The 13,675-nt window shown below is 59.3% G+C and carries 14 protein-coding genes and 3 tRNA genes; 7 read left to right on the forward strand and 10 right to left on the reverse strand.

What is annotated here, in order from left to right; all coding sequences use genetic code 11:
* The first annotated feature begins 15 nt into the window (after positions 1-15).
* Genes NQE15_RS07840 through fliE form a run of 3 tightly spaced genes read left to right on the forward strand, consistent with a single transcriptional unit; the run spans position 16 to position 2,870 of the window.
* Positions 16-1,137 (forward strand): sensor histidine kinase, encoded by a 1,122-nt coding sequence (locus NQE15_RS07840; protein WP_265948189.1) that lies wholly within the window; start codon positions 16-18, stop codon positions 1,135-1,137.
* Positions 1,130-2,500, forward strand: coding sequence for a sigma-54-dependent transcriptional regulator (locus NQE15_RS07845; RefSeq protein ID WP_265948191.1), 1,371 nt, complete (start codon positions 1,130-1,132; stop codon positions 2,498-2,500). Before NQE15_RS07840 ends, NQE15_RS07845 begins: the two co-directional genes overlap by 8 nt.
* A 49-nt stretch (positions 2,501-2,549) precedes the next feature.
* Positions 2,550-2,870: a flagellar hook-basal body complex protein FliE gene (gene fliE, locus NQE15_RS07850; protein WP_265948193.1), complete on the forward strand. Its 321-nt coding sequence runs from the start codon at positions 2,550-2,552 to the stop codon at positions 2,868-2,870.
* 23 nt (positions 2,871-2,893) lie between these two features.
* Here fliE and NQE15_RS07855 read toward each other — a convergent pair whose 3' ends face one another.
* The 9 genes from NQE15_RS07855 to NQE15_RS07905 form a co-directional block, all read right to left on the reverse strand.
* Positions 2,894-3,688, reverse strand: a complete 795-nt coding sequence (locus tag NQE15_RS07855; protein WP_265948195.1) for a flagellar brake protein — start codon at positions 3,686-3,688, stop codon at positions 2,894-2,896.
* A gap of 75 nt (positions 3,689-3,763) precedes the next feature.
* Entirely contained in the window at positions 3,764-4,057 is a 294-nt protein-coding gene (locus NQE15_RS07860; protein WP_265948197.1) for an EscU/YscU/HrcU family type III secretion system export apparatus switch protein, read from the reverse strand.
* Positions 4,038-5,147 carry a flagellar hook-length control protein FliK gene (locus NQE15_RS07865; RefSeq protein WP_265948199.1) on the reverse strand — a complete coding sequence of 370 codons (1,110 nt, stop codon included), beginning with the start codon at positions 5,145-5,147 and terminating at the stop codon, positions 4,038-4,040. Before NQE15_RS07865 ends, NQE15_RS07860 begins: the two co-directional genes overlap by 20 nt.
* Positions 5,148-5,156: 9 nt before the next feature.
* The gene (locus NQE15_RS07870) at positions 5,157-5,441 is read right to left on the reverse strand and encodes a flagellar protein FliT (RefSeq protein ID WP_265948201.1); all 285 of its coding nucleotides are present in this window, start codon (positions 5,439-5,441) and stop codon (positions 5,157-5,159) included.
* A 3-nt stretch (positions 5,442-5,444) separates the two neighbouring features.
* A complete protein-coding gene (gene fliS / locus NQE15_RS07875; RefSeq protein WP_265948202.1) occupies positions 5,445-5,852 on the reverse strand; it encodes a flagellar export chaperone FliS in 408 nt (135 codons plus the stop codon).
* Positions 5,853-5,866: 14 nt separating this feature from the next.
* Entirely contained in the window at positions 5,867-7,315 is a 1,449-nt protein-coding gene (gene fliD, locus NQE15_RS07880; RefSeq protein WP_265948204.1) for a flagellar filament capping protein FliD, read from the reverse strand.
* 33 nt (positions 7,316-7,348) lie between these two features.
* Positions 7,349-7,741, reverse strand: a complete 393-nt coding sequence (locus tag NQE15_RS07885; protein WP_265948206.1) for a flagellar protein FlaG — start codon at positions 7,739-7,741, stop codon at positions 7,349-7,351.
* Between the two features lie 94 nt (positions 7,742-7,835).
* Positions 7,836-9,287, reverse strand: a complete 1,452-nt coding sequence (locus NQE15_RS23825) for a flagellin (RefSeq protein WP_323054958.1) — start codon at positions 9,285-9,287, stop codon at positions 7,836-7,838.
* Between the two features lie 165 nt (positions 9,288-9,452).
* On the reverse strand, positions 9,453-11,216 hold the full coding sequence (locus NQE15_RS07905) for a sensor domain-containing diguanylate cyclase (RefSeq protein ID WP_265948208.1): 1,764 nt from the start codon (positions 11,214-11,216) through the stop codon (positions 9,453-9,455).
* A gap of 45 nt (positions 11,217-11,261) precedes the next feature.
* On the opposite strand from NQE15_RS07905, the gene NQE15_RS07910 reads away from it, so the two are divergent.
* From NQE15_RS07910 to NQE15_RS07920, 3 genes are all read left to right on the forward strand, one after another.
* Positions 11,262-11,335 (forward strand) — tRNA-Thr (locus NQE15_RS07910).
* A 251-nt stretch (positions 11,336-11,586) separates the two neighbouring features.
* Positions 11,587-11,662 (forward strand) — tRNA-Asn (locus NQE15_RS07915).
* Positions 11,663-11,666: 4 nt separating this feature from the next.
* A tRNA-Gly gene (locus tag NQE15_RS07920) sits at positions 11,667-11,742 on the forward strand.
* A gap of 24 nt (positions 11,743-11,766) precedes the next feature.
* On the opposite strand, the gene NQE15_RS07925 is transcribed toward NQE15_RS07920, so the two are convergent.
* Positions 11,767-12,024: a hypothetical protein gene (locus tag NQE15_RS07925; protein ID WP_265948210.1), complete on the reverse strand. Its 258-nt coding sequence runs from the start codon at positions 12,022-12,024 to the stop codon at positions 11,767-11,769.
* A gap of 563 nt (positions 12,025-12,587) precedes the next feature.
* Between NQE15_RS07925 and NQE15_RS07930 the strand changes: the two genes are divergently transcribed.
* On the forward strand, positions 12,588-13,487 hold the full coding sequence (locus tag NQE15_RS07930; RefSeq protein ID WP_265948211.1) for an adenylate/guanylate cyclase domain-containing protein: 900 nt from the start codon (positions 12,588-12,590) through the stop codon (positions 13,485-13,487).
* Positions 13,488-13,675 lie beyond the last annotated feature (188 nt).

A 13,675-nucleotide genomic window follows, 5' to 3' on the forward strand; every position in this document is an offset into this window, starting at 1 on the left:
CAGCGGGCCTTTGCCATGTTCAATCAGGTTTCGGCCGAGCTAACGCAAGCCTATGAAGCTTTGCAGGCGCGGGTGGCTTCTCTGACCGAAGAACTGGCCATTGCCAATGGTGAACTGCGGCGGCAGTTCGAGGAAAAGGAGGCGCTCTCCGAGCGCCTCTCTTCGCTGCTCGATGCGCTGCCGGCCGGTGTGGTGCTGCTCGACTCCTCTGCTAGCGTGGTGGCAGCCAATCCCGCCGCGATGGCCATGTTCGGTGCCGACATGGTCGGGCGGCATTGGGGCGATGTCGCTCGGGCTTGTCTGGAGCCGACCCTGACGGTGGGCGAATGGCTGCTCGGCGAGGGGCGGGTGTCGATTGCCGAGAGCCTGCTCGCCTCGGCTGGTGGCAAGATCCTGCTAATTCACGATGTGACGACAGCACACCGAATGAAAGCGGAGCTCGAACGCAATCAGCGATTGGCCGCGATGGGCGAGATGGCGGCGTCGCTGGCTCATCAGTTGCGTACCCCGCTGGCAGCGGCGCTGCTCCATACCTCGAACCTCGGGCGGCCCGGGGTGCCGGACGAGGTGCGCGCCCGCTTTTCCGAAAAGGCGAGTGGACAGTTGCGCCGCCTGGAGCGCCTGATCCAGGATGTTTTGCTCTTTGCCCGCGGTGAAAGCATCGGGCGCGACGTCATGGCGGCTGGTGAGTTATTGGCTGAAACGGCGCAAACCATGGAGCCGCTGATGCGCGAGCACGGCCTTGAGTTTGTCGTGGTCGATGCGTGCGAAGGGGCTGAAATCGTCGGCAGCCGCAAGGCCTTGTTCGGGGCGCTGGTGAATCTGCTGGAAAATGCCCTGCAGGCGACGCCGGCGGGCGGCAAAATTTGCCTCACCGGCAATCGGCGCGGCGATTTGCTGGCGATTGCCGTACGCGACAGTGGCCCCGGCATTACCCGGGAAACCCAGGCGCGAATATTTGAGCCGTTTTTTACCACCAAGGGTCAGGGCACCGGGCTCGGGTTGGCGATTGCCCTTGGTGTGGCACGTGCCCATGGTGGCGCGATAGAGCTGTTTTCGGAACCCGGCGTTGGTGCCGAGTTTGTCATGACACTGCCGATCGGTTTGGCAGAGAGCGGAATGGAAGAGCATGGCTGAACATAGCTTGCCGATACTGGTAGTCGAGGACGATGCCAGCCTGCGTGAGGCGATCGGCGATACGCTGGAACTGGCGGGGCGACCCTATGTCGCGGTCGATGGCGGCGAAGCGGCGCTCAAGGTATTGAATGAGCAGGCATTTTCAATCGTCGTTAGCGATGTGCGGATGATGCCGATGGATGGCATAAGCTTGCTCAAGGAAATTCGTACCCGCCTGCCGCATTTGCCGGTGGTACTGATGACGGCCTATGCCGAAGTCGACAAGGCGGTCGACGCCATGCGCGCGGGGGCCTGTGATTTCCTGTTGAAGCCGTTCGAACCACAGGCGCTGCTCGCCCATATCAACAAGTACGAATTGCCGGAAACCGGCGAGTCGGCTGGTGTGGTGGCCATCGATCCGGCCAGCCGAGAACTATTCGCGATTGCCCAACGTGTGGCGCAGACTGATGCCACGGTCTTGCTGACCGGGGAGTCTGGGGTCGGCAAGGAAGTCGTGGCTCGTTTCATCCATCGCCATTCGGCGCGCAAGAACGGTCCATTCGTCGCTATCAACTGTGCGGCGATACCCGATAGCCTGCTTGAAGCCACCTTGTTCGGCTATGAAAAGGGTGCCTTTACCGGCGCCCAACAGGCGCAGGCCGGCAAGTTCGAACAAGCCCAGGACGGCACGCTGCTGCTCGACGAGGTGACGGAAATGCCAATGAGCCTGCAGGCCAAGCTATTGCGCGTCTTGCAGGAGCGGGAAGTCGAGCGGGTGGGCGGCAAGAAGCCGGTGCCGCTGAATATCCGGATCATTGCCACCTCTAATCGCGAGATGGCCGAGGCCGTGGCTAAAGGGGTATTCCGCGAAGATCTCTATTACCGCCTCAATGTATTCCCGGTGGAAATTCCCGCCTTGCGTCAGCGGCGCGAGGACATCGTCCCGATTGCCCGGCATTTTGCCGTCGACCACGGCGGCCGCTTGGGGCGTTCTGGTGTTTCGCTGTCACCGGCGGCAGAGGCGGTCATGGTGGCCCACGACTGGCCGGGCAATGTGCGGGAGCTGGAAAACGTCATCCAGCGCGCCTTGATTCTTTCGACCGGGGCGACTATCGGTCCCGAGCACCTGCATTTGGCACCGCGTCCTGGCTTCGCCACCGCGCCGCAAACGGCGGCGCGCGGCGAGGTGTCTGCCACAACGCTGCCAGCGGAAGCTGAAAAAAGAGCCGATAATATGAAGGATCTGGAGCGCGAACATATTCTGCGTACGCTGGCCGAGGTCGGCGGATCGCGCAAGCTGGCGATTGAACGACTGGGGATTTCGGAGCGGACGTTGCGCTACAAGTTGCAGCAGTACCGGGACGAAGGGCATTTCAAGGATTGATTCTGGCCTGGAAATTGCATGTAAATGCCCAAGGTTTAAGGAGTGGAAAATGGATACCCAAGGGATCGAACAAATGTTGAGCGTGCTGCGCACTACGGCCGCGCAGGCTTCCGGCAAAACGGCGGAAAGTGCGCCGGTCGCTGGCGCGCCCGATTTCGCTCAGGTTCTGAAGAGTTCGATAGACAAGGTTAACAGCACGCAGCAGCAGGCGGATCAGATGGCCACCCAGCTTGCGGCTGGGGACACCAGCCAGAATTTGCATGAAGTGATGATCGCCCTGCAGACGGCGAGCGTGTCCTTCCAGGAAATGGTTCAGGTCCGTAACAAGCTGGTTACTGCCTATCAGGACGTAATGAACATCCAGGTCTAGTGCCAGCCTTTGCCGGTGTGGTACTAGTCGGCCAGACCGGAGTCGCGGGCTTTGCGCTCGCGTTCGATGCGCGTGATGTAGCGCTCGATAAAAGCCAGTCGGGTGCCGGGCAGACTGACGAATTCGCAGCCGATGCGCAGGCTGTGCTGGCCGTTGCGGTCAGAGATTTCCACCGTCTTGCGGACGCGCAAATTCACCTGAATGACACCCTCGCCGGGAATATCCAGTCGGCACTGTTGAAACAGGGTGTCGCGGGCAAATTGCCCGGCGCTTTCGGTCGGTCCGATCAGACATACGCCACCGCCGCTGATGTCAGATAACGTTAGTTCAAAGGTCTCGAGCCCTCCGTTCGCCTCTCCGATCGCCAGCTTGCAAAGGATGGGGCTGGCCAGCGGCGGTTCGAGACGAAAAAATTCGCGGCGCTGCAGACGCAGTATGCTGGGCGGGATGGGGGCCGAGAGGACGCTCTGGCCCTGATGGATCGCGGTGACTAGGGGCGAGAGGCGGAGTTGTATCTTGACCCGGTCGAGATTGGTGACCAGTGTGATTTGGCGAGCAGCTTGAGCGTCGGTATTGCTCTCGCTGCCGTTCGACGGATCCAGGAAAAAGCTATCGTTAGCCTCGTCGATACCGACAATCGAGGTCAGGAAGAATTGGTGGCCGCCATCGATATAGGCGGTCAGAATGCAGCGCCGCTTGGCCAGCAGATTGAGATAAAAATTAACCTCACGCGGGTTGCTCAGCAGGAACTGGCCAAATACTTCAGGGTGATCGATTTCGAAGTCCGGGATGGGCAGATCGTCAGCGGTTGCGGACATACCAATGGGCCTTGATGGGAATTCGGGCATCTTAAACCATCATCGAGCGGACGAGCCGGGTTTCCGGCGTGGGTGTCAGATCGGTGGCGGGATGGCGCTTTCGCCGTGTTCGAGGCGATACAGCCATGCCAGGAGCTCCGCTACCGCCATGTACAGTTGGGGCGGGATATTCTCGTCGATGTTGACCTGGGTCAGCAGGGCAACCAGTTCAGGCGATTCGTGGACATAGACCCCGTGCTCCTTGGCGCGAGAGATGATCTGCTCGGCGATCAGACCTTTTCCTCGGGCGACGACCCGGGGGGCGGCATCGGTCTGGCTATAGGCGAGGGCAATCGCCTCGCGGGTCGGGTCACTCGGCGGCTTCGCCATGCTGGACGACCAAATTGGTTAAATTCAGGCCGGCAGCATCGAACTGCCGGCGCAATTGTTGAGCGCCATCGCGCAGACTGGCCTCGCTGGTATCCGAGTCGGCGGTCAGTGTGATGCTGACCTCGCCGCCTGCCCGCAGGTTGAGCGCGACATCGATATCGCCCAGCAAGGGGAGGGACAGTTTGAGGCGAGTCTGCCAGCGCTGGGCTTCTTGATCGCCGGACGAGGGTGAGTTATCTAGATCTTCGCCAATTTCCCAGCGCATCTGCTGCCCGGGCCAGACTTGCCCTTGCCAGGCGAAATTCTGGGTGGCCAAGCCATCCAGTTGCTGGTGTACGAGGGGGGCCAGTTCTCGCGGAACCGGATTGCCGCTGGCGGCTTCGCTACGCGCAGCGGCCGCCGGGTTGATCGCCAATGCGTCAGCGTTGGCTGCGCCCGAGGACTTTGCGCTAGCTGCGTCGCCGGTGACCTGGGTCTGAAGGGTGGAAAGCTTGCCCTGCGGTTCATTTTTCAAGGCATCGGTCGGCAGTTCGCCGGCCACCCAGCGCGCCTGATGCGCCTCATAGAACATGCCGCTCTGGGTCAGCGCCTGTTTCAATATCGGGGCCAGATCGGCGGCCGTTTTCGGCATCGATTCGACGAGCGGCTGGCTGCCATTGAGCGGGGCGGGCGGGGCGCGCTTGCCTTCGCCATCGATGCCGCCCATTAGGTCGCCGATCATCTTGCCAGTGGGGCTGAGGGTAGTGGCGACCGATTCCTGGCCGGGCTTGGCGGTGTTATCGGAGCGGTTGGCCACGAAGGCCAGCGTCAGCTTGCCGTCGCTTTCGGTGACCTCCAGTTCCAGCGTATCGCCGGCCTTCGCCGAGAACGGCAGGGCCAGGGTGACGTCGCGCTGGGCAACCACGGCGCGATAGCTGCCGTTGGGCAACAAGGCCTGAATCTCAGCGAGGATGCGCTGGCCGGGAACGAGATTGCTGAGCACATCAGCAATCTTCTGGCTCGAAGCAACCGGCTGGGTCTGGGCGTTGGTCGCGGCTTGCTGGTCCGGCAGCACCAGCCGCAGGCTGCTGGCAACGTCAGGCGGAAGCATGCGGGTTACTTAGCGCGCCGGCGTCAGGCGTGAGAGCAGCGTTGCCGCCTGTTCCCGCCATGGCGTCACGTACTCGAGGATTTCGCGGTCGCAGGCCTGGATCTGCCGGATGGCGGTAGCAACGGCCGTGCTGTCCGCTGGTGACAGCGCGGGCAGTCGGGCTGGTAGCTTGGCCAGCAGAGAAGCCCGAAGGGCTTCGGTTGCGGCCAGTGATTCCCACTCCTGCTGCCGGGCCTGTTCAAGCATTCGCTGCGAAAGTTCAAGCAGCGTCGTATAGCTGGCCAGCAGGCTCATGGTTCAGGCAGCCGCTTGTTCGTTGGGGGCGATCTGGGCCCAGGCTTCGCGCAAGCTCGTCAAGAGTTCGGAAACCTCATCAAGTGCGGCAACGCTATTTTTCAGGTTGGCAAATAACAGGCGCTGAGTCATGTACTCATACAGAGCGGCCAGACGTTCAGCGAGGTCGCCGCCTGATTCCATATCAAGGCTTGCCTGTAAGCCGTTCGAAACCAAGTCGATGGCTTTTGAAATGGCTGCTCCTTTTTGGGGAATCTGGCCTGCTTCCATATGAATCCGTGCCAGTGAAACTGCTGCAATCGCGCCATCAAATAACATCAAGATGAGGCGGTGCGGATCAGCAGTCTCAACGGCGGCATCGACGCTGACTTTGGCGTAACTCTCTGCGGGGCTGCGCATCATGCCAAACATTGTCTGTTTCCCTTTTAGTTCGAAGACGCGCCTGGCAGGTTGGCCAGTTGCTGGGTGAGGTAATTGCTTGTCTTATTCATGTTGGCGACCAGGCTATCCAATGCTGAAAATTGTTTGCGGTAGCGAGACTCAACCTGAGCCAGGCGATCAAGCAACGCCGATTGTCGTTTGCCCAAGTCCTTGATCAGGCGGTTGGCACTGTCAGTCGCTGCCGTAATGTTGCCTGAGGTGCCAACCAGCCCTTCCAGCCCGTTCTTGAAGGCAGTTCCGACGGTGGAGACAAGATTGGTTACGCCTGCGTAGTCAGCCTCGACAGCCTTGCTTAGTTTCGTCGAATCCAATTTCAGCGTGCCGTCTTTTTCTAGCGAAACGCCAATATCCGATAGGGTTTGATAAGCGGAGGTTCCCCCTGCAGCGGTCTGTAGAAAACTACGTACCTGTCCTTGTGCTCCGCGTAGTGCGCTATCGCCTTGGAGGGCGCCAGCCTTTTTTGTTGTGGCGTCATAGAGACCAAGGTCTTTCATCAACTTTGTCGCATCGTTGTAAGCTTTGACAAAGCTGTTGATCGTAGTGGTTAGGGCGGTCGTGCTGTCCTTCGTTACAGTCAGATTTGTGGGCGTGCCAACATTAGTCTTGAGCAAGCTTAGCGTGACGCCATCCAGAACGCCGCTCACCGTATTGGAACTACTCGTCGCCGCAATGCCGTTTAGCTTGAAAGCGGCATCTGCCGCTGATTGACCGCCATTGGCTGCAGCTTGGGAAAGTGTTCCCGAACCCGCGCCGGCAGGATCGAAGTCCAGCCCACCGACGCCGGAAAGTTTCATTACATTGGCAGTGCCGGTTTTGTTACTCGACAGTACTAGCTGTTGGCCATTTGTTCCATTAACAATCGTGGCACTGACACGTCCGTCAGTGGCTGCTGCATTGATAGCGTCGCGTACGTTTTCCAGTGTGGCGCCAGCGGCAACCGTTACGTTCAATTCGCGCGCGCCGTCTGCGGTGAATGCCAGTGCCGGACTGGTTCCCGTTAAGGCACCTAACTCAATTTTAAGAGTGCCCCCCGCTGCCAGGCCAGCTGTCAGGGCAGCTTTGCCGGCGATATCGGTATTGTCGGGGCTGGTCAGGCGATGCGACTGGGCGAGTGCGCTGACTTCAAGGCTGTAATTGCCGGCAACTGCGCCTGTTGATACAGAGGCAGTGGCGATGGAGGTGTCAGCAACACTGGCTTTGAAGGCGGCGTATTTGTTTGCTGCAGTTTGACCCGTCGACGGGATAAATCCTTGGGCAGACGTCTGCAACGAGGATAAGGCACCCTTCAGGGAACCTAGCGCCGAAATCCGTGCCTGGAAGGAGGCCTCCTTCTTCTGCAGGGCAAGCAACGGTTGCTGCTCGGCCTGCATCAAATTGGTGAGCAATCCGTTTAGATCAAGTCCTGAGCCAATACCGAGAGAAGAGACGGCCATGATGGGCCTCCTTGTTGAATCCTGAAACCTAGTTTACGCCTTTTGCTGGACCAGCAAACCCTTCATCTTGTCGATGGCCTTGGCGATTGACAGCATATCCTCTGAAGGAAATTGACGGATAACTTCCTTGGTTGCCACGTCAATAACCTTGACGATGGTCTTGCCCGTGTCGTCATCCAGATTGAACTGGATAGCGTTGTTTATGGGCTTCAGAAAATCATTGACTTGCTTGACGGCGTCCTCGAGTTCCTGGCGGTTCGCTTCAGTTTTCTGTGTCTGTGTGACCGATTGTGCGGTTTGTACGGAGGCTGCGCTGCTAATCTGGGTGGCATGCGCTTGGCGAACCTCTGCAGTAGACGCTTGCACAGCGACAGGTCGGGGTGTAGTCCCCGGCGCGGCGCTGCTATTGATTGAAGAGATGTTCATTGCCAACTCCTTGTTTCATGGGCGAAGGGCGCGGGGCGTTTCCGCCACCGCGCCCGGTTCGTCAAGGCCAGGGGTAGCCTGGCCCGGTTCAGGATTAGCCGCGCAGCAGGGACAGCACGTTCTGCGGTAGCGCGTTGGCTTGAGCCAGCATGGCCGTGCCCGCCTGTTGCAGAATCTGCGAACGGCTCAGGTTGGCGGTTTCGGAGGCGAAGTCAGCATCCTGGATACGGCTGCGGGAGGCAGACAGGTTTTCCGAAGTGGCTTGCAGGTTGGAAACGGTACTCTCGAAGCGGGACTGCAGAGCACCGAAGGCGGCCCGTTGACTATTCACTGTGGCAAGTGCCGCATCAGCAATCTTCAGGGCTTTGGTCGCACCATCGACCGTGGAAACGTCAATCGTGGCAACGTCATTCAGTGTGGCAGCACCGTTCGCAACCAAGGGCGTCGTGGTCGTGGCCTGGATGGAATATCCTCGTTCCGAACTGAACTCCAGATAGCCGGTAGCGTTTCCATTGGCGCCGGCGCCGGCAACGGTCAGCGCGGTTGTGCTGAAATCGGCATTGACTGCGTCATACGAAGACATATCGAAAGTATCGCCAACTGCAGCGGCGTTGTTTTCGATGTCGATATTAGCGCCGGATTCGTTGATCAGTACGATGCCATCCGACGTGTCATTCAGTTTTGCGGTGATTCCGGTTTTGGACGACGCATTGTTGAACGCGGTGACGGCTTCAGCAAGCCCGGCCGCCGTGTTGGCCGATACGGAAAACACAACGTTGGCAGCCGTGGCGTTGTCACCTTTTACCGCCAGCGAAAAACTGTCTACCGTGAAGGCATCAAGCTGAACCTGGTTGCGGGCGCTGGCCGTCACGCCTGTACTCGTCGTCTGGGCGTTTACTTTTGCTGCCGCTGTTGCTGCGGTGTCGCCAGTGACCAACGTTATAGTTTTCGTTTCCAGACCGGCGATGTCAAACGATCCGGCCAGGTCTTCAGCCGTGGCGGCGGCGTCAATCGCCTCAGAGGTTTTCAGTTGGGCACCGTAGTTATTTGTGCGGAAATTGCCGGTGGTCGCCGTGATGGTCTGGTTGGCATTGGCGCCGACCTGGAAGGTGGAGGAACCGAAGGAGCCATCCAGCAGCTTCTGGCCGTTGAATTCGGTGGTGTTCGCGACGCGGTCGAGTTCGGAGAGCAGTTGGCCAACTTCGGACTGGATCGCTTTGCGGTCGCTGGCGGAATTGGAGGCATTGGCGGACTGAACGGCCAGCTCACGTACGCGCTGAAGGATGTCACCGGACGAAGACAGGGCGCCTTCAGCGGTTTGCGACAGGGAGATGCCGTCGTTGGCATTGCGGACGGCCTGGTTGAGGCCCCTGATTTGGGAAGTCATGCGGTTCGAGATGGACAAGCCAGCGGCGTCGTCTTTCGCGCTGTTGATCCGCAGGCCGGTGGACAAGCGTTGCAGGGAAGTGGCGAGCGACGATTGCGAAGTATTCAGGTTGCGCTGAGCATTCAGGGATGCAACGTTGGTGTTGATTGTTTGTGCCATTTTGAATCTCCTTGGAACAGTTTGTCTGTTGGCCAACGTTTGGCGCCGGCCGCTTTAAACCTGGATGGAGCAATCAATTTGTTCCACCGTTGAATCAATTTACGGAGCGCCTGATGGAAACTTTAGGGCCGACTGGAATTATTTTGAGATAGCGGTCGGCGATGGTCAAAGAGCGGGTTGAACACGGTTCTTGCCGGTCTGCTTGGCTTGGTACATGGCTTCGTCGGCCCGCTTGATCACTGTGGCTTGGGTGTCCAACTGCTGCATCTGGGTTACCCCAGCACTGAAGGTGATCAGTATTTTCTCATTGGCATGCAAAAAGAACTTCTTGGTGAGTTCGCGTTGCAGGCGGGTGAGGGCGATGACCGCATCGTCGAGCGAGGTTTCCGGGAGCAGGATGATGAACTCCTCGCCGCCGTAACGGGCCACGGTGTCCTGCGGGCGGAGTGTTTCGCGACAGACGGTGGCGAGATGGATCAGGGCCTGATCGCCGATGTCGTGGCCGAGCGCGTCATTCAGCTTCTTGAAATTGTCGACGTCGAGCAGGCCGACGCAAAGCAGCGTGTCGTGCCGCTTGGAGCGGGCAATTTCCTTGTTGAAAATGTCCTCCAGCCCGCGCCGGTTGAGGACGCCAGTCAACTGGTCGTGGCGAACCAGGTCGCTGGTGGTTTCGAGTTCCTTTTCGAGCTCGCGGATGCGGGCTTCCGATTCCTGGACCTTCTGCTGGGTCAATTTCAGTTCGTCGCGCGAACGTTGCGTGTTGATCTGAACGGTGCGCGTTTCGCGCATGACCTCGCCGAGAACGTCTTCCAGTTCGGAAATGTCCTTGGCCGAACTGATCTTGCCGGCGCAGGCCTCGATCTTGTCATGATAGACGGAAGTGACCTCGGCGAAGTCGGCGAGATGGTCGACGAAGCCCGCCAGCATCTGCTTGATCGTGTCCCTGGCTTCGGACAGGCTGGCCTTGAGCTGGGCTTGCTTGAACAGCACTTCCTTCAGGCGTCGCTCGGCATCGTCAAGGGCGCGCTGGGATAGCGGTTTGTCGATGATGTCGCGGACCACTTCGATCTGGCCGTGCAGCCAGCGGTCGTCGAGAACCAGTTCGGTAATGTTGCCAACCAGCAGGCGGAGCAGGTTAAGCAGGCTACTGCGCAGTTCGGCCTGATCTTCGGCGAGCAATTCGAGCTTGAAGGCAAAGCGCTTCAGGCGGACGAGGAACTCCTGCAATTGCTCGGTGCTGGCAGCAGTGCGAATGTCTTTGGCCAGCGTCTTGGCATCGTTCGAAAGTTGCGGGCTTTCCAGCAACTGGGTGGCGATCGCGGTCTCGAGCGTGAAAGCGAAAAGCTGGCGCAATTCCGGCAGGAGATCAGCGGGAGCGAGAGGTGAAGGTCGGGAAGCGACTGTTTCGTTCGCCGTCGATTCAATGCTGCTTGAAGTCGCCTCGCCTTCCTTGCCGCTTCCCCAAGAACGGAGCAGGCCCTGCAGGCGGTTGTACAAGGTCTCCGGATTCCCTCCGCTACTGGTCAAAACGTGTTCCAGGGATTCGCGTTTGCGCGCTGCAGTGAGGCCGATGTGTTTGGCGTCCCATTGCCGGAGAAGGTCAGCGATCAGGTCTGGCCAGGCAAGTTTCTGGGTGACGGTTAAGGCGCTGATGAATTCGACCAGACGGTTCTGATAATCCTCCCAGTTTGCTGTCTTGACCGCTTCGTCGAGATTTCGCGCCAGACGCAACTGCTCGGGGGTGGCTTTGGGCAAGGCCGCGGCCAGCGAGCGGAGCTGTTTTTCCGGAAAAGCCTCGGTAGCCGGTTTGACGCCCGATATTTCCTGATACAGCGTCAAATAATTGTCGGGGGTTGGCGGAATCCGGCGAACGGCCAGCAACCGTAGGGTTTCGCGGGCGATTTCAAACGGGTTGGAGAGTTTCGTCATTTTGAAAGTCGGGGGATCACGCTATAATCTCGCCCCGCGCTTCTTGCCCCCGTAGCATGAAGGTCGTGCAGTTGATTTGTAATCATCAGGTAGCGGTTCGATTCCGTTCGGGGGCACCAGCCAGATCAAACAGTTAAGCCATTCTGCGGAGTGGCTTTTTTGTTTTCCGGGGTCTGCGTCGCCGCGCTGTAGCCAGTTTCCATCAATGCCTCCGCTTGTTGCTATCGAGTAGTTGCGAAATGATAACCGGCGTCAGCTCGCCGCTAAAAAGGAATTGCAGCGGTAAGCTTGGTCGCCGCTAAAAAATCTCTCTTTGCCCCCTTCTTGGCTATTGCAAAGTTGCGCTGGGAATTTATAATGCGCGGCCTTTTCCTCGATAGCTCAGTCGGTAGAGCGCCGGACTGTTAATCCGTAGGTCCCTGGTTCGAGCCCAGGTCGGGGAGCCAAAAAGCGGCAGTAGCTCAGTTGGTAGAGCGCAACCTTGCCAAGGTTGAGGTCGAGAGTTCGAGACTCTTCTGCCGCTCCAGAATTCCTGGAGCCCGGGCCTGTTTCAGGTCCTCGCCTTCCGCCACGCCTCAAGGTCGACGCGCGCGATGAAGGTTTCCCGGCGGTTGATATTCCCCGGGAGCTGCTTGCCTTCCCATTGCTCGGTCGCCCATCGCTTGACGCTGGCATGCAACTGGCCATGTTCGATGGCCAGGGCCAAGCTGACCTCGAATTCATGGATGGTCGAGGTGTCAGTCGACAGCAGTTGCGCCGCTTCATGTAGCGAAAGCATGGCTTTCTGATCAGCTTGCCGGATGTCCATGATTCACCTCCCTCTGTTACAGTTTGTCTTGTGCCCTGCTCTTTGACCGGCCCGGGGCGCACCCGTTCGCGCATCTTGCCCTGACGGATCGTTGCTGGGAGCTGATTTTCGGACACGGAAAGGGTCGTGCTGAATTTGCCTCGACTGCAATCGCAATAATCTACTCGCGACCTCGCCGGGTTGCCGGTATGTTCGCTAGCGTACAGAAGCACCTCCGGGAATCGTGGATGATGGCTACATTTTGCCCCGCGCGACTATCGTGCTCAGAACCCGTCCCTCACCAACTCTCTGCTGTTGCCGCGCGCGTCTGGCCCACCGAGTGATTGGTAAAACTCTTGTACCGGTTTATCTGTGGCAGGGAGTTTTAGGCTTTGACATGGCCATTGGTTTGGCCTGAAATAACACGACAGAAAACAGGATTTTCACGATGAAACTATTTCTGGTTCGTCAGCCACAGCGGGTGTCAGCACGACTATGCGCCACGGTGGCGGGATCGCCATGGCAAACGGTGCGACTCGGCGGCGAGCCAACAATGTCATCGCATGCGGCGGGGAGGAGCGGTCATGGGGACGAGTGAGGGCGCACTGGCCGTCCTTTGCGCCGATATCGCGCGCAGTGCCCGACTGGCGCCGGAACTCGAACACTCGGAAGCGCTGTACACGGTTCAGCGGTGTGAGAAACGTATCCGGCGTGCGGTTGAAAGCCATGGCGGTCGGCTGGTCGAGCGCTCCGGCAATAAGCTGATGGCATTCTTCGCCAATGATGCAGAAGCCTTGCAGTCGGCCATCGAGATGCAGCACCGGATCGCGGAGTTGCCGCCGCATTCCGGGCACCCCATGGGCGTTCGGGTCGGCGTGTGTACAGGACATCTGGTCAGGGAGCAATGCTATTTCCCCGGGGCAGGTGAAAATCCCGCGGCCAGCCTGTCTGCCGTCGCCACGCCCGGACATATCTTGCTCAGCGTGCCGAAGCGGGCGACCCTCTTTCCCTGGTTGCAACTGGCGGCGAACAGCGTGCCCGACCTGCTGCTCAATTGCGGCCAGCGCCGACTGGGTGTTTTTCAGCTGGACGGCCAACAGCCTGCCCCGATTGCCTTGCGCCTGGCGCTTGCCGAGCCCGGCGACGGCGCCGGCCGGCTTTGCGTGCGGCACAACAACGTAGAAATGGTGCTCGACGAGACCCAACCGCTGACCCGTATCGGCCGTCATCCTGACTGCGATCTGGTCATCCGCGACGCCCGTTGTTCGCGTGATCACGGCACGATAGAGCGCCGCCTCGACCGCTTCGTCTTCGTCGATCGCAGCACGAACGGCACTTTCATCAGCCTTGAAGGCAAGGCAGAAGTTCATATCCATCGCCGGGAGTTGGCGTTGATTGGTCGCGGCGTGCTCAGCCTGGGGGCGCCGGCCTCGGCCAGCGGGGTGGAACAGGTGCATTTCGAGAGCGTCGGATTGTTGCGTTGACCGGGCAAACAATTGGCGAGCGCGGGCCGGCTGGCCGGGAATGAAGGTCTGACCGGTGTGTGCTATCGTACAGATGGTACCGGCGAGAAAAACGACAATCCGCTGATAACCACAGGGTTCGGCAGATCGCCGGGCCGGTGCTGGCAGCATATCTTTTGCGCAAGCCCACGGTTGATTTCTGGAGCAGA

This window comes from Dechloromonas sp. A34 (assembly GCF_026261605.1).
Classification (GTDB): Bacteria; Pseudomonadota; Gammaproteobacteria; order Burkholderiales; family Rhodocyclaceae; genus Azonexus.

What these genes read in the sequence shown, in the direction of transcription:
- NQE15_RS07885 (WP_265948206.1), bottom strand. Translation starts at nt 7,741, where the DNA reads ATGAACATCTCTTCAATCAATAGCAGCGCCGCGCCGGGGACTACACCC.
- NQE15_RS07930 (WP_265948211.1), top strand. Translation starts at nt 12,588, where the DNA reads ATGGGGACGAGTGAGGGCGCACTGGCCGTCCTTTGCGCCGATATCGCG.
- NQE15_RS07840 (WP_265948189.1), top strand. Translation starts at nt 16, where the DNA reads ATGTTCAATCAGGTTTCGGCCGAGCTAACGCAAGCCTATGAAGCTTTG.
- NQE15_RS07925 (WP_265948210.1), bottom strand. Translation starts at nt 12,024, where the DNA reads ATGGACATCCGGCAAGCTGATCAGAAAGCCATGCTTTCGCTACATGAA.
- NQE15_RS23825 (WP_323054958.1), bottom strand. Translation starts at nt 9,287, where the DNA reads ATGGCACAAACAATCAACACCAACGTTGCATCCCTGAATGCTCAGCGC.
- fliD (WP_265948204.1), bottom strand. Translation starts at nt 7,315, where the DNA reads ATGGCCGTCTCTTCTCTCGGTATTGGCTCAGGACTTGATCTAAACGGA.
- NQE15_RS07865 (WP_265948199.1), bottom strand. Translation starts at nt 5,147, where the DNA reads ATGCTTCCGCCTGACGTTGCCAGCAGCCTGCGGCTGGTGCTGCCGGAC.
- NQE15_RS07845 (WP_265948191.1), top strand. Translation starts at nt 1,130, where the DNA reads ATGGCTGAACATAGCTTGCCGATACTGGTAGTCGAGGACGATGCCAGC.
- NQE15_RS07860 (WP_265948197.1), bottom strand. Translation starts at nt 4,057, where the DNA reads ATGGCGAAGCCGCCGAGTGACCCGACCCGCGAGGCGATTGCCCTCGCC.
- NQE15_RS07855 (WP_265948195.1), bottom strand. Translation starts at nt 3,688, where the DNA reads ATGTCCGCAACCGCTGACGATCTGCCCATCCCGGACTTCGAAATCGAT.
- NQE15_RS07905 (WP_265948208.1), bottom strand. Translation starts at nt 11,216, where the DNA reads ATGACGAAACTCTCCAACCCGTTTGAAATCGCCCGCGAAACCCTACGG.
- NQE15_RS07870 (WP_265948201.1), bottom strand. Translation starts at nt 5,441, where the DNA reads ATGAGCCTGCTGGCCAGCTATACGACGCTGCTTGAACTTTCGCAGCGA.
- fliS (WP_265948202.1), bottom strand. Translation starts at nt 5,852, where the DNA reads ATGTTTGGCATGATGCGCAGCCCCGCAGAGAGTTACGCCAAAGTCAGC.
- fliE (WP_265948193.1), top strand. Translation starts at nt 2,550, where the DNA reads ATGGATACCCAAGGGATCGAACAAATGTTGAGCGTGCTGCGCACTACG.